This window comes from Clostridium sp. LS (assembly GCF_002760435.1).
GTDB lineage: Bacteria > Bacillota > Clostridia > Clostridiales > Clostridiaceae > Clostridium.
Map to the genome: position 1 here is coordinate 50859 of NZ_AUUU01000020.1, position 16360 is coordinate 67218.

Annotated in this window: 12 protein-coding genes; 7 read left to right on the forward strand and 5 right to left on the reverse strand. The window is 29.7% G+C overall.

The genetic code is table 11. The annotated features are described in order from the left end of the window. Positions 1-149: 149 nt before the first annotated feature. A complete protein-coding gene (locus COL3_RS05275; RefSeq protein WP_008429189.1) occupies positions 150-1883 on the forward strand; it encodes an MBL fold metallo-hydrolase in 1734 nt (577 codons plus the stop codon). A gap of 459 nt (positions 1884-2342) precedes the next feature. Here the strand turns inward: COL3_RS05275 and COL3_RS05280 are convergent, their stop codons facing one another. Genes COL3_RS05280 through COL3_RS05295 form a run of 4 tightly spaced genes read right to left on the reverse strand, consistent with a single transcriptional unit; the run spans position 2343 to position 3417 of the window. After that, positions 2343-2603: a hypothetical protein gene (locus tag COL3_RS05280; protein WP_008429187.1), complete on the reverse strand. Its 261-nt coding sequence runs from the start codon at positions 2601-2603 to the stop codon at positions 2343-2345. A 23-nt stretch (positions 2604-2626) separates the two neighbouring features. Beyond that, positions 2627-2857 (reverse strand): hypothetical protein, encoded by a 231-nt coding sequence (locus COL3_RS05285; protein ID WP_008429185.1) that lies wholly within the window; start codon positions 2855-2857, stop codon positions 2627-2629. A gap of 56 nt (positions 2858-2913) precedes the next feature. Further along, complete coding sequence (locus COL3_RS05290; RefSeq protein WP_008429183.1) at positions 2914-3126, reverse strand: hypothetical protein; 213 nt, start codon at positions 3124-3126, stop codon at positions 2914-2916. A gap of 24 nt (positions 3127-3150) precedes the next feature. Continuing rightward, a complete protein-coding gene (locus COL3_RS05295) occupies positions 3151-3417 on the reverse strand; it encodes a hypothetical protein (protein WP_008429181.1) in 267 nt (88 codons plus the stop codon). 759 nt (positions 3418-4176) lie between these two features. On the opposite strand from COL3_RS05295, the gene COL3_RS05300 reads away from it, so the two are divergent. The 6 genes from COL3_RS05300 to COL3_RS05325 all read left to right on the forward strand — a co-directional run bounded on the left by COL3_RS05300 (position 4177) and on the right by COL3_RS05325 (position 14200). Further along, positions 4177-5508, forward strand: a complete 1332-nt coding sequence (locus COL3_RS05300; RefSeq protein ID WP_008429179.1) for a cadherin-like beta sandwich domain-containing protein — start codon at positions 4177-4179, stop codon at positions 5506-5508. Positions 5509-5655: 147 nt separating this feature from the next. Beyond that, positions 5656-6921 carry a cadherin-like beta sandwich domain-containing protein gene (locus COL3_RS05305; protein ID WP_008429177.1) on the forward strand — a complete coding sequence of 422 codons (1266 nt, stop codon included), beginning with the start codon at positions 5656-5658 and terminating at the stop codon, positions 6919-6921. Positions 6922-7075: 154 nt separating this feature from the next. Further along, on the forward strand, positions 7076-8497 hold the full coding sequence (locus COL3_RS05310) for a cadherin-like beta sandwich domain-containing protein (protein WP_008429174.1): 1422 nt from the start codon (positions 7076-7078) through the stop codon (positions 8495-8497). Positions 8498-9208: 711 nt separating this feature from the next. Further along, positions 9209-11032, forward strand: a complete 1824-nt coding sequence (locus tag COL3_RS05315) for an N-acetylmuramoyl-L-alanine amidase family protein (RefSeq protein WP_008429173.1) — start codon at positions 9209-9211, stop codon at positions 11030-11032. Between the two features lie 274 nt (positions 11033-11306). After that, positions 11307-12614 (forward strand): cadherin-like beta sandwich domain-containing protein, encoded by a 1308-nt coding sequence (locus tag COL3_RS05320; protein WP_008429171.1) that lies wholly within the window; start codon positions 11307-11309, stop codon positions 12612-12614. Between the two features lie 41 nt (positions 12615-12655). Next, a complete protein-coding gene (locus COL3_RS05325; RefSeq protein ID WP_008429169.1) occupies positions 12656-14200 on the forward strand; it encodes a cadherin-like beta sandwich domain-containing protein in 1545 nt (514 codons plus the stop codon). Positions 14201-14458: 258 nt separating this feature from the next. On the opposite strand, the gene COL3_RS05330 is transcribed toward COL3_RS05325, so the two are convergent. Beyond that, entirely contained in the window at positions 14459-16318 is a 1860-nt protein-coding gene (locus COL3_RS05330; RefSeq protein WP_099716576.1) for an O-antigen ligase family protein, read from the reverse strand. Between the last annotated feature and the right edge of the window lie 42 nt (positions 16319-16360).

Genomic DNA, 16360 nt, shown 5'->3' on the forward strand with positions numbered 1-16360 from the left:
GTATATTGAACTAAGTAGAAAAACCATCTAAAACTAATGATAGGCAATTTAAATGTAGAGAAGTGGAATATATACATTGATGGAAAATTGAAACAAAATTCATTATGGGGTATAATGTGCCTTATGAGTATTAAGGAGGCAGCAAGGTTATGCAAAATAATTTTAAAAAGGTATTTTTAATAGTTCCAATGATTCTATTTTTATGTATATCTTTTATGGGAACTATTGCAAAAGCAGAAGATAAAGTAAATCAAAGTACAGTAGTAGAAGATAATAATAAAGATGTAACTAATTCTAGTTCGAATAATTTGGATACAAAGAGTGGAGTAGCAACCTCACCAAATAGTTCGGGGACTAATTTACCAAAAACAGTGTCAAATACTGGGCTAGGTAATAATGCTGCAGGTGTATCATTAGTAGAAAAACTTCCAGCGTGGGAAAATGTTCATGGAAAATTATATTATGTAACTAAAGATGGTGTCTTAAAAAAGACAGGCTGGTTTAAGGAAAAAGATGAAAATCCTAATGCAGCTAATGAAAATGAGTATTATTTAGATAAAGATTATTCTGCGGTTACAGGATGGAAACAAATTGACAAGCTATGGTACTATTTTGATGAAGCTGGAGTTAAGCAAACTGGCTGGAAATATATTAATTATAACTGGTACCATTTAGATAAAGATGGAATAATGCAGACAGGCTGGTTTAAAGAAAATGGATATAAATATTATTCAAATGATGAAGGGATAATGTCTGTTGGGAAAAAGTACATAGGTAATAATTGGTACTTTTTTGGATCAAGTGGAATTCTTCAAACTGGATTTTATTTTAATGAAGGAAGACTATATTATTCAGATGAAAGCGGGATAATGATTGCAGATCAATGGGTAAAGACAAAAAACAATAAGTATTATGTTAAGGCAGACAGCAGCCTCGCAACTGGTTATGCAATTATAGATAATGAAGCAGAAAATTTTGATTCAAGTGGCAAATACATAGGTCCTGCTGAAATGAAAGATTATCTATTTATTAAACATCTAAATGTTGGAAGAGCTGATTGCGCATTCATTAAATTACCAAATGGAGAAACTGCACTAATTGATACTGGAACTCCAGAAACTTCCAGACAAGTAGTTAATTTTCTAAAGAATCAGAAGCTTAAAGAGGAAGATGGAAAAGGAATAATTGATTATATTGTAATTACTCATGGACATTCTGATCATATTGGTGGACTAGCCTCTATTTTGGAAAATTTTAAAGTAAAAAAAGTTTATATGCCTGATAATGCAAAAATGAAAGATTGGTATTCTTACATAACAGTTACAAAAGAAAATGCTGCTGATGTTCAAATGATGAAAAAAGATTATGAAGTTTACAATGATGCGGCAAAGGCCATGAAAGAAAGTAATATGGAATTTACGAATACAAAGAAAGATGACTTTATAGATAAAGATAAAATCCTACAGTTCGTGGAGTCAGATAAAAACTTTGGACCAATAGGAAGCTCAAAAGCTGCAGGAGATTATTGGGGAATCAATGAAAACTCAGCCATCGTATACTTAAATTATGGAGATTTGCAAGAGCTATTTACAGCTGATATGGAATGGAATTCAGAAAAAGATTTCTGGCAAAATGATTTATTAAAAGGAAGAAAAGTTGATGTATTAAAAGTACCTCATCATGGTTTTGATACATCGTCAACTTCAGATTTTATAAACTATTTGAAACCAGCTATAGGAGTAATAAGCAGAGCTAAGGAAGACATTGAAAAGGGGAGCGCTTATAATAATTTAATTTCAAACGGAGTAAGCATTTACGAAACAAGTGAAAAAGATGGAGTTTCAATATATGCAACCCAAGAAAACTGGACCCTTGGAAAATAATATGATATACAACATGTGACCAGGATTTAAGCGTATAACAACCGAAATGAGATACATGTTTATTCCGCAGAACTATGAAAATGCCGCTGAAAGCACTAAAAAGGAAGGTTGTCACCAATTTAGCTTGCTCCAACTTTAGTTTGACAAGCTAAATCGGAACAACCTTCCTTTAAGTGCTTTTAACAGCTCATTTTCAAATGTCTGCTCCATAAACATGTATCTCATTTCTACCTTGTATATACGCTTAAATCCAGTAAATGTTGTACGTATATTTGCATACTTAAGAAATAAAAAAACTCCCAATAAACCTCTTGCGTTTATTGGGAGTTTCTTTTGGAAATAAGCACTAAATTAAAATGATAAACTTTAGTGCCTGAGTATTATGGGGTACAGATATTATTCTATCCAGCAATGATAAAATTATTCAGAAGTTTAAGTAATTTTTTGTTTATTTTTAAATTAATCTTCATCTACATCATTATTATCAGGAGAAAGCATATCTTGTGTATAATCAAATTCTGCATTAGATATGTTATTTACAACAATTGAGTCTACTGCTGGATTTGGCATGTTTATTGGGAAATCTACGCCAGTTCCACTTTCTACGTCTTCATCACTTGGGTGATAATTAGTTCTCATCTTTGGTAGATAAGGATTAACAAAGGCATCGTTATCATCATCTCCTACATCAGAAGTAAAAGGTACTTTTTCTTTACTCATAATAATCACTCCTAGTTTAATTTTTACATTAAATCACTGTATTTTGATTCATCATCATCACCATCAGCGTTTACATCAATAAGTTCTGTATCTAAGTTTGTTCTAGAAATATTTGCATTATTTTTACTCCTAGCATTCCTTTCACCTGAATCAGTAGTCTTTCCTATATTTTCATTATTAGAAATTTCTTCAGATAATTTTTCAGCAGAAACATCTGTTGGAGTAGGAATATACGTTTTCTTTTCTTCATTCATAATAATCACTCCTAGTTATAGTCAATATTTATTTTAAATTTATATATGAATAGTTCTTACATTAAAGTATCAGGCTTGGAAGAATTTAAACCATTTGCTTTTTCAATGCTTTCTTCACTTGGACGGTTGTCAGCCTTTGAACTTGGAAGATAAAGTTTCTTTAATTTTTCGATATCAGAAGCACCAGGTTCTGATGAATGAACTTCTGGGATTTGTTCTTGTGGGGTAAGGTTTTGTGCTTGACCATATGGATTTTTTTCTTTACTCATATTAATCCCTCCTAAATTTTTGAATTATTTTCTATATGAATTATATTCTTTGAATTCAAAGGCTTCATCATTATTCTCAGTTATAGAGCCAGTTACGGGATGTGGTTTAGAAGAATTTGAATTATTTTTCCCTTCCCCTACACCTTCAGATGGACGCGAATAAATCTTTGAGTGCAACTGATTATTTTGATTTGCTTTATGGGTATTTGGATTTTCAGTTGTTGTAGTGGTGATATTTTCCACAGTGTAATCTTCAGGTGCTGGATTAGAGTATCTGTTTTCCTTACTCATAGCATCACTCCTAAAATAATAATTTTAAAATTAATCTGTAGTTCTATTTCTTTAAAGCTACAACATAACAAAATAAGCAAAAGATTAGTTACATTTTATTATTTGAAAAAATAACATTATTAATGCATGAAATATTTAGATTTCATATAAAAACGCTGGTAAAATTATTTTATGTAATGATATAACTATCTTTGGATGAGTTATATTGTATTAGGTAGGAAGGGATTTTATGAATAAAAACATAAAAAAATAATAACAATAATCTTTGCTGTTAATGTTATTTCTACAGTTTCACCTGTTATATTAGGAGCGTATTTTCTGGAAACAAAATTAGCTTATGCATCTACATATTCTCCAAGTACTGGAGAACTAAAATCGTTAAAAATTAAATTCTCAAATCGGGATACACCTGATTTGCGTGGCGGATATAATGGAGATACAGTGAAATTAAATGATGATAAAGAGTATTATGCAAAACTTATGGATAAAATGATAGTGGTGCATTGATAGTATAAATCTTCTAGAATATAAAGATTTATAAAAAATTAATAATTATATAACAAAAAGTTTAGAACTATGTAGTATCATTAGATTTATATAGAAATATAGTTATATATTTATAATTAATTTAAATTATGATATTATAACTATATAATAATCGTTAATTATGACTATCTGTATAAATCATATATGGAACATTAGAAGTTTATAAGAATAAAAAATGTTATATAATTTAAATAATATTCTAGGAGGAAGATTATGCATAAAAAAATCAAATATATAATTGCGGCAACTCTTGTAATTGGAACGATTTCAGGATTTTTACCAGAAAATAATTTCATATTAGGAAGTATTGGAGCCCATGCAGCAACGTATAATAGTGCAAGTAATGGGGAATTAAATTCATTAACCTTAACAAGAAGTACTGGAAGTGAAATTCAATTTGGTGATACTTATGGTAGCGATCAAAGTTCGCTGACAGAAAGCAAAGATTATTATGTTGATCTTACAGGTGCTGATGGACTTCAAATATCTGCCAGTGTACAAGGAAATGGATATGTTGTTAAACAATTTACTTCAGGCAGTAAAACTGAACAAGGTCAAGATGTTGGAGCGTATATTAAAGTTGATTCTACTTACGCAGATATTTATTTAAGAACTTATAAAAGTGAAGCAGCATATGAAGAGGCTTATGGAAATGGAGATGTAACTGATTCTGAAGCAACTTATATTCTTCATGTAAAAAAGCCAGTTGTTGTTTCTGATGAGGAAGCATTTGCACAGCATGCATATTTATCAAGTATTTATTTGAGTAATGGCAGTATCGATTTTTCAAAGGATCAAATGTCGTATAATGTAAATGTTAATGATAATGTTGAAGAATTACTTGTTAGGGCAACTCCAGAAGATACGGATTACTCAGTATCAATTAATGATTATTCTGTAGATCAAGATAATAACTTTGAACAAACTATAAAGCTAGATAAAGGAAATAATACAATAAAAATAGATGTTGAAAGTGATGATGAAAAAAAGACATATACATTAAATGTATATAGAGGAAGTGTAGCAACTTCAACTAACTCTTCAAGTCAAGTAAGTACAAGCCAGTCCTCTAGTGGTCAAAATACTACAGCTGCAAATAGTGTAGGCACATTTAACTCATGGCAGAGAATTGATGGAAAATGGAAGTATATAGATGGTACTGGAGAACCTTTAAAAAATCAATGGTGGTTCGATAAAAATACTGGAAAGAGTTACTATTTAAAAGAAGATGGAATCATGGCTACAGGCTGGCTTAACAACAATAATAGCTGGTACTATTTTAGCACAAATGGAGAGATGCAAACAGGTTGGGTATGTTTAGATAAAAATTGGTATTATCTAAATAAAAGTGGAGTAATGCAAATGGGGTGGTTAGAGGATTCAACAGGAAACTGGTATTACCTTGACAACAGTGGCGCTATGAAGACAGGCTGGCTTGAAAATTCAGATGGAAAGTGGTATTACCTAGATTCAACAGGAAAAATGATTAAAAATACAGTAATTAATGGATATCAAATTGATACGAATGGGGTACTAGTTAGTTAAAAATCTCTAAAAATAAATAAGATAATCAGCTACAACTGCAAATTAAGGGAAAATTAAGGATATAAATATGGACAACTATGATTAGAGTGGTAAAATTAATATATTAAAGAGGATACTATGAGGATTATAAAAATGGAGGAATAAATTATGAATAAGAATCTAAAAAAATTAATTGCTATAACATTAGCAATAGGTGCTATGTCAGCGGTAGCACCTGTAACAAATGTTAATTTATTAACTACTAAGGCTTATGCAGCAAGTAATGACACTGATACACTTAATAGTTTAAAATTAGAAACTACAAGCGGCAGCACTATAAAGCTTTATAGTGATAGTGATTATGCTAGTGATAACAAAGTAGATAGTGATAGTGTAGAAGATGGCAAAACATACTATGCTAAAACTTCAGCTAGCACTATTGATATAAGCACAAGTGGACCTAGCTCAAAATATGTTAGAATATTTAAGGGAACTTCTAGTTCTGCAAAGGGTAAAAAGACAAGCAGTGATATCAGCTTATCAGCAGATTCAACAACAACTCTTACTGTAAGAGTATATAGTGAAGAGCCAGATTCAAGTATAACATATGATGATGACAGTTATGTAAGTGAATATACAATTAAGGTAAAGTGTACTGCAAGTGATAGCAGCGACAGCAGTGATAATAGTAATAATTATGATGATATATACTTAAGCAAACTTAGTATAAGTGGTGAAAGTATTTCCTTATCAAAATCACAGACAACATATAACTATAGTGTTGCAAGCGATGTGGATTCAGTATCAATTAAGGCTACGCCAGAAGATGATAATTATACAGTTACAATTGATGGCTCTAGTGTAGATGATTCTGATAACTATAAGAAAACAGTTGATTTAGATAAAGGGGAAAATGATATAAAAGTAGAAATTCAAGATGATAGCAGCGATGATAGGGTTTATACTTTGAAGATAACTAGAGGAGGTACTTCTTCAACTACAGACTCAACTAGTACAAGCGCTACAACTACAGCCTCTTCAACTCCAAATACTGCAACTACTGTATCAACAGCTAAACCTAATCAATGGGTACAAGTCAACGGAAAATGGCAATATAATGATTCTACAGGAAATCCATTAAAAAATACATGGGTACAAAATTATTATGTAGATGCTAATGGAAATATGGCTACAGGTTGGATAAATTTTAATGGAAGCTGGTACTACTTAGGAAATGATGGAGCTAAAAAAACTGGATGGCAATTAGCTAATGGAGCTTGGTATTATTTAGATGGAGAAGGAAGAATGCAAACTGGATGGATGAGAGATCTAACAAATGGAAAATATTATTACTTAAATAGTAATGGTACTATGGCTTCTAATACTACAATAGGTGGATATAAATTAGGTTCTGATGGAGCATGGATTAATTAAAATAAAATTAATAAAGGACGTTCAAGGAATTGAACGTTCTTTTTCTTCGGCATAAATAATATTATTTTAATATATAATATTTTAATTGTATCATGAAGAAAATATGATAAAATTATCATATATTCAGGAATATAAATGAAATGGAGGTACGAAAATGAAAAGAGTTATTAAATTTGTAATAGCTGTTACTTTTATAAGCGCATTACCTAATACTTTATCAGAAAATTTTTCAAACCTTACTGCAAAAGCATATGCATCAGAAACCACGAGTGTTTACCTAAAAGACTTATCTTTAAATAAAAGTGATATTGATTTTGACCAAGATACTTATTATTATGATGCAAAAGTTGATAAAGATGTAGATGAAATAAAAATTACAGCGAAACCTAAAGATGATAATGCAACAGTTTCTATTAATAATGATTATATAGACGAAAATGATAATTATAAAAAGGTAATAAGTTTAGATAAAGGTAATAATATAATTAGAATAAAAGTTACAAATGACGAAGATTATAAAATTTATACATTAAATATATTAAGAGGGGAAGCAGAACACGATGAAGTTTATTTGAATAATATAAATTTAAGTGCAGGAAGTATTGATTTTTCAAAAGAAATTTCAGACTATGATGTTAATGTTGGGGAATCCGTTGATAGAATGACAATAAGTGCAGTTCCAGGGGGAGATATGTCTAGTGTCACAATTGATGGAGCAAATGCAAATAAAGAAGAGGACTATAAGCAGACTGTAAATTTAAATAAAGGTAAAAATCCTATATTAATAAAAGTAGAAAACAATAATAAAGATAAGGATAGAACATATATTTTATATATTAATAGGGAAGATCCGCTAGAAAATAAGGAAAACCAGGATGATATTTATCTAGATTATTTTAAAGTAGATAATACAAGGGTTAATATTGATAAAGATAAAACTGTATACGATTTAAATCTTAGTGAAGATACTTCACAAATAGATTTAACAGCAGAGCCTGAAAAGACCCAATATAAAGTCAAAATAAACAACAAAATTGTAGAAGATATGGATGACTATAAAGATACAGTGTCCTTAAAGCCAGGAAAAAATAAAATTATTGTAAAACTTCAAGATGAAGTAAATGATAAACAAAGAATCTACACATTAAATATAAATGTAGGAGCAGTTGCAAATACATCTGCAAGTACAGAGACCTCGGTTAAATTTAATCAGTGGGTATTAGAAAATAATAAGTGGAAGTATGTGGATTCCAGCGGTAATTTCTTAAAAAACACATGGTTTTATGATAAAAATACAAATAAAAACTATTATTTACAAACTGATGGATCTATGGCTGCAGGATGGCTTTTAAATAATGGACATTGGTATTATTTAGATAGCAGCGGAGTAAGGAAAAGTGGATGGATAAATGATAATGGGGAATGGTATTATTTGGATTCGGAAGGTATAATGCAAACAGGATGGATTAGAGATTTAACTGGAAAGTATTATTACTTACAAGTCAACGGCACCATGGCGAAGAATACGCAAATTGATGGATATAAGCTTGGAAATGATGGAGCTTGGATAAACTAAAAAATAAAGTTATTCAAAAGTAAATTATTATTTTTGAATAACTTTATTTTTTTATAGACAAAGAAAAATAAAGCTAATATGAAAAGTAAATATTTTCATATAAATAAATTAAAGTATTTTGAGGTCAAATAGTCTAATGAGAAGGTCATATATATATAAGCATATCAATAAAATATAAAATGTACTAAGAGTTAGTAAGAAAAATTGTTTTTATAAGAAAAAGGTACCAAAATTAATTTTTATTACGGTATATTATAATGACAATTTAGGATATGGGAGGAATATAAGGAACATATAATAAATAATTTCCAAATTATCTTAAAAAGGTACCAAAATATTAATTACTATGCTGTATTATATAATGTATGAAAAATCATACAGGGCATTAAGTAAATTAATTTTTAAAAAATAAAAATATTTTTTAAAAAGGTACCAAAAATAAAATTTAAGTTTGTATTATTTAATGACAGCTAAGGAAATACTAGGAATAAAAAGAAACTATGAAAATTGGTAGTATATTATGTACAAATGTTATAGAATGTGGTATTATAGAATGACTAATGTATTTTTATAATAAATTACATATAAAATTAATTGTTAATGATGTTATTTATATAAGAATATACATTATAAGTACTATGAACTTTACATGTTTGTACAATAGTGCTATAATTTATCTGAATTCATAAATTTAGGAGGGAAAGAAAAATTATGTTTAAAAGAGCAAACAAAATTACAGCTTTATTAGTAGCAGCTGCTTCTATTATGTCAGTAGTACCAGCAATGGCTGCAACAAAATTAGGAACTAAAGATGGTACAATCGAAGATGCGGTAGCATTTAAAGATGGAAAGTATCTTTACCAAGGATATAGAACTGAAGGTGATGACACTGGATTATATTACAATGCAGGAGATAAGGACAAGAAGTTAGATTCTGCAGATACAATTGATCCAACTTATGGAAAATATGATAATAACGAAGTTGCAGCATTAGATGGAAGCAATGAATATTTAGTAGATTTAAACAAAGGTACAATCTCAGATGATGATACTGTATCTGATTACCAATCTACTGCGTTAACTAAATTACAAAACAAATTAGATAAAACAGATAGATATGGAAAAAATTTAGGTTCTGCTAGAAACTATTCTTTTGATCCAATTCAAGACAATAGATTTGGTGATGTATGGTATGCATATAGTGCAACTACACAATCAGGTGCTACAGTAACAGATACAACTTATAATACTACTTCAGGCGCAGTTAGCTACAGTGGATACACAAACCAATCAGGAGCTTATATTGATTGTTCTAAAAATGCTAACATTTATGTATACAATGGATATAAGATGGTTAAGTTAGAAAACCTTGGGGATTCAGATACTTACCAAGCAAGTTCAACAACTTCTGCACAGGTGACATTAGATAGCATCCAATACGTAAGAACATTAGGTCAAGATAAAGACTATATTTATAGAGTAGTTAAAGTTCACGTTACTGGAGCTAAATTTGTAGATGCAGTTTCAGCAGCAAAAGATGGAATCACAGATTCAGAAACTTTATATTATGTTCAAAAGATCTCTAAAGCTCAAGGAGATACTGAAAAAGACGCTTACTTACCAAAAACTACTGAGTCTTACCTAATAGGAAAATACTTAGGGGATGGCGATGTTTCAGATGCTTACGGATGTTTAGTTACTAATTCAGAAGTTGGAGCAGCAGGCACATTGACTTACATTGTAGATGGATCAATTTACACTACATTTAGAGAAAATAGCGAAAAAGTTAAGACTACTAGAGTAGACTTAAAAACTAGCACAAAACTTGAAGTAAATGGAAGTTCAAGTAATAAAGTTGATGGTCATGTAGCTATTAAAAATGGAGATAAAGACCAAAAAGTTGAAGGAGATAGTTCTTGGTTCAAGAGCTATGCAGTAGACGTTAACGGAAACGTATGGGCTATTAAAGATGGAGAAATCTTAGAATCAACAAAACTTGGAGATTTCAAGACAGTTTATACTACTGATAGATCATTTGATTCATTAGATGTATATGATGAAAACAGCTTAATTGCTTGGCAAAATGGCGGAGACGCTTACACAACTGTTACTGAAGGAACTAAGCAAGCACAAGATGATGCTTCTACAATAGTTAACCCTACTCCAGCTAAAGTTGGTTGGGACAAGCAAGCAGACGGAACTTGGAACTTCTATGATGCAACTGGCGCTAAAGTTGCTAATAACTGGGTAAACGTTGGTGGAGCTTGGTACTTCTTAAAAGCTGACGGTGTTATGGCTACAGGATGGCAACAAGTTGGTGGAACTTGGTACTACTTAAATGGATCAGGAGCTATGGCTACTGGTTGGGTTAATGACAATGGTACTTGGTACTACTTACAATCATCAGGAGCTATGGCAACTGGTTGGTTAAATGATAACGGAACTTGGTACTACTTAAATGCATCAGGAGCTATGTTAGCTAACACAACTGTTGATGGATATGTATTAGGTGCATCAGGAGCTTGGATTAAATAATTTAAGTGATTGACAATTATAAAGGACGAGGCTATGCCTCGTCCTTTTTTGCAATATTACGTAAAAATTCATGTAATATAGTGCATTTATAGACATTGCATCAAATTCATAGATAAATTAGCTTATAATTATAAGATAAACATCTGAAAAGCTTAAATAAATATTAGAGAAATTTAATAGGAATTTTATACCGATTTGTGCATTGTCAATTACACATTGTAAATTAATAAGTAAGGTGGTAAAATTAATAATATATAGAAAGTGAGGTAGAATCATGAATAAACGAATCACACATGTAATATTTACTGTGGCGACTGTAGCTACTTTTTCTGTAATTAATTCATTAAATCCATTAAATTTTGGAACTATAACAGCTTATGCATCTAGTTATGAATTAACTGATTTAGAAATGCAGCCTTCTGGTGGCGGTGATATAAATCTTTATGAAAATGATAATTATACTAAGGAACTAGATAATAGTAAGGAACTAAAGAAAACCTATTATGCTAAAGTTTCATCCGATAGATCCAAGGTTGTTTTTAATACAAGTGGCTTTGATGGAACTGTTAAGATTTTTAAAGATCATAGTTCAAAAGTATATAATGATGGTGATCCAATATCAGTTTTTTCTGGAAAAACAACTTTTTATATAAGACTTTATGATGTGTACGATGAAAATAAACCAACTAATTGTAAACAAGAATATAAAGTTATTGTAAAGAAATATACAAGTGAAGAAGAAAAAGAAATGAGCGATGATACTCAAGGTGATATATACTTAAAAACTATTGAATTAGATTATGGAGATACTCCTTTAAATTTTGATAGAGAAAAATCTACTTATGATGTAAATGTAGGAGCTGATGTTAAATCAATAGCAATCAAAGCAGAGCCCGATGATGGTGCAACAACAGTTAAGATTAATAATTTAACTGTAGATGAAAATGATGGCTATAAAAAGATGGTAAATTTAGATCCAGGTGATAATAAAATTGAAATAAGCCTTTCACAAGAATATGAAGAAAAAAGAACTTATACATTAAATATAAATAGAGGAGCAACAACTGCAAATGCCTCTAATAATGTAAGTGCTACAACTAATACAAATGGAAAAACAGCAAGCAGCGGAGATGCTAACAGCACTCAAACAGCTAATAATGGAAGTACAAATAACAACAATGAAAACAATGATATCAATACCAAGGCTTTAAATAAATGGATTAAGGTGGGCGATAAATGGAAATATAATGATGGATTTGGGAATCCAATAAAAAATACATGGTACTATGATAGTACATATGGAAGAACTTATTATTTTGATAGTAATGGTAATATGTTTACAGGATGGTTGAATTTAAATAATAATTGGTATTTTTTAAATTCTAATGGAGCCATGGAGACAGGCTGGAAGCAACTAGGTTATAACTGGTATTACTTAGATTATGATGGGAAAATGAAAACAGGCTGGTTTGAAGATAGTGATGGAAAATATTATTATTTGTATGAATCAAATGGAGCTATGGCTCATGATACAACCATTAATGGCTATAAATTAGGAAGTAATGGAGCTTGGATTAAATAGCTGTAATTAATAATTATATAAAGCAGGGAGAAGGAAAAATAATGAATAAGAGTATAAAACGTGTGGTATCAATAGTACTTGCTATAAGTGCTTTTTCTGTATTGGAACCAGTGAAATACAGTAATATAACTAATATAAAAGCTTATGCAGATGATGATATTTATTTAAGAGGCATAAGTGTTACTGATGGAGATGATATAGCTTTAAACAGTTCAAAGAAGACTTACACTACTAACGTGCCTAATGCTGATACAAGTGTAGTAATAAGGGTCACAACAAATGATAAAAATGATAAGGTTACAATTGATGGAGATAGCAATACTACAAAAGTAAGTGATAGAAAATTTGAGGAGACAGTAGATCTAAATAAAGGTATAAATACCTTTGATATAGTTGTTCAAAATGAAGATGGTGAAAAAGAAAGAGATTATACACTAAAAATAGATAGAGGAGGAAAACAGTCTACTGACTCAGATTCTGTCTTTTTAAATAGCATTAAGGTAGATTATGGTGATATAGATTTCTCAAAAACAACATATTCTTATGACTTAAATGTTGATGAAGCTGTAGATCAGTTAAGAGTTGAAGCTGACCCAGAAAATAATAATTATATAGTTAGAATTGATGGTGAACAAGTAGATGATTCTGAAAAATTTAGAAGAGAAGTAAATCTTTCGAAGGGAGAAAATTCAATATCAATAGATGTTGAAGATGACCAAGATGATACAAATAGCAAAACATATACCTTAAACGTATATAGGGGAAAAAATCCGACAAACACTAATAATACAGCAGATACTAATGTTAAGTTTGATAATGATCAAGATCCGATTTATTTAGATGACATAGTTTTAGATGATGGAGATGTTAAATTTACTCCGAATTTCAATAAAAAAGTAACTTCGTATAATGTTGATGTTCCGGAAGATAAAGAAGACATCATAGTTAAAGGTGAACCTGCAATTGGTTCAGATATAGTTAAAATTAATGGTACTACAGCAGATTCTAAGAATAGACAAAGAGTATCTTTAACAAAGGGGAAAAATGTAATTGAAGTAAGAGTTAATACAGACTGTGATCAAGATGATAAGAATTATGAAAAAAGAACATATACGCTAACAGTATATAGGGGAACAAGTGAAGGGACTAGTACAACAGCAAATGCTAACAATACTCAAAATACTAGTACAACAGCTACAAATTCAAATACTGGCAAACCTAATCAATGGCTCAATTTAAATGGGAAATGGCAATATAACGATTCAACAGGAAATCCATTAAAAAATACTTGGTACTATGATAAGAATTATGGGAAAACTTATTATTTTGATAAAGATGGTAATATGGTTACAGGATGGTTGCTTAATAGCGGAGTATGGTATTATTTAGATCAAAGTGGTGCTAAGATAACTGGTTGGAAACAACTTGGCGCTAATTGGTATTACTTAGATAGTGATGGAAAAATGAAAACAGGTTGGTTTAAAGATATAACTGGAAAGTGGTATTATTTAGATCAATCTGGAGCTATGGTTTCAAGCGGAACAGTTGATGGATATAAATTGGCTTCTGATGGAGCTTTAGTTTAAATCAAAAGGGGGAGCTATTATGAGTAGTAGTTCCTTCTTTTGTGTAAGAGTCAATAATTAGGCTAGAAGTTAAGAGTTTAAAAATTAAGTCTTATTAAATGAATAAGCTTCTATTGTATTTTTATTTAGTACCAATATTCTAAAATAATGACATTATAAAGAAAAGTTCCTATAACAAATAGATTATATTAGTTATAGGAACTTTTCTTTATAATATTTTATATTTAATTGATAACTACATTATAGCAGTTGAAGATATTATTTGCGCTTCGTATTAGCTTGAGTTCTATTTATATAATTAAGAGCAACTCCAACACCTAAAACTATCCAGAATACTGGAGCAACACTTACAACAGAATCATTAATAATTCCGGCAAATAAATATCCGATCACGCCCAGACATGTTGCAGCACCAAGCTTTTGTGATTTGTTAAAGTTTTTCTTTAAAGCATAAAGCTTAATACTATCAACAATATAAATAATCATAATAGCTAAGAATGCTAATAATGCAACAATACCATCATTTAATGCAATTTGTAAGAAAAGATCATGTGGCTTATCTACAATAGTATTAGGATTATCATAAGCATAATATAAACCTATTAAATCATTTTGAGGAAACCTGAAAACAAAAGTATCAGGACCACCACCTAGTATTAGGTTATCTTTAAGTAGAGGAATTGATCTTGACCAAATATATCCTCTAGCTGATCCAAGTTTTTCTTTGCCCTTAAAACCAAAAGTTGGAGGGAATGCTACATCAATATCTTTTTTGCTATTTAAATTTATTAGATGAATACTATTATCGCTTTTTAAATTAAACATAAATATTGGTTTATCATCAATTCTTAAAAGGATACCATCATCTCTGGTTGAATTAGCATAAAATTTACCATATTTAAATGAAATGTTTTTAAAAGTTTCATTAGTAGTTGTAGAAACTTTATTGCCATTAACATTACCTTTTACATAATCTATAATTTCATCGTTTGAATCTCTAAACACATAGTCATTATTTTCATAAGAGATTTTTAGAGTATCATTCTGTAATGCAACTTCAACATCTTTATCTGTATTTTTTACATCTCTAACAGGTACATGATCCCTGTAGTCAAAATCACTTGTATCTTTAAATACACTAAGAGTATCACTTATTAAACCAGGAATTTTTTCAAAAATAGCTCCTTTAGTAGCAAAGTTAAGACCTACTGCAATAACAAGTATAAATGCAAAAAATATTAAAAGAGTTTTCCACTTTTCTAAAACTAATTTCCAGAATATAATAATAGCAAAAATAGCTGCAACTAGAATACCGATAATACCCGCACGGGAAGTACTTCCTAATAATAACCATATAGAAAGTAATGAAAAAAATCCTAGGCTTAATTTATGAAAGATATCTTCATCTTCAAGTAAAGTTAAACAAAATAATATAGGTAAAACTATAGCAACAAAGCTGCCGACATAATCATAATGAAATAATGTTCCATATAATTTACCTTTTTCATAAAGTAAATTTAGCGAAGAACCATTTTGGTATTCACTTGGAAGAACAATAGCAGTTCCTAATTTACTTTTTATTAAATCTTGTCCAACGTATTGGAATAGACCTAAAAATGAGTTTATACCAACTAAGATGAAAATAGGAGTAAGTACATATTTATAATCATTTGTTGTTTTAAAGGTATAAACTGAATAAATAAACAAAATAACGTAACAAGCAATTGTAATAAGGCCTTCAGCCCTATCATATATGCCGTAAAACGCTACTTGTTTATAGTTTGAAAATATTGCAGAAAGTAATGTAAAAGCTAAAAATATAATACCTGCAATTAAAATTGAATTAAGGATTTTATCTTTTTTTTCAAATATTTTCTTGAAAAATATAATACTAATACCAATTAATATAATGCAAAAAATCATTAAAAAGAAAGCCTTTTTTTGAGAAAATAAATCAGTTCTTGCAGCATTTCCAAAAACATTTAATGTATTTTCGTCTACATTATTAGCATTCAGTCGAACAATTAAAGGTATTATAGTGAGTATAAATGCAACAGGAAAGAAAAAATCAATGTTTTTTTTCTTGAAAAAAGTTTTAATGTTTTCCAACTTCCACACATCCTAATATAATTATTTTTGTATTTTATCGCTACAAATTAT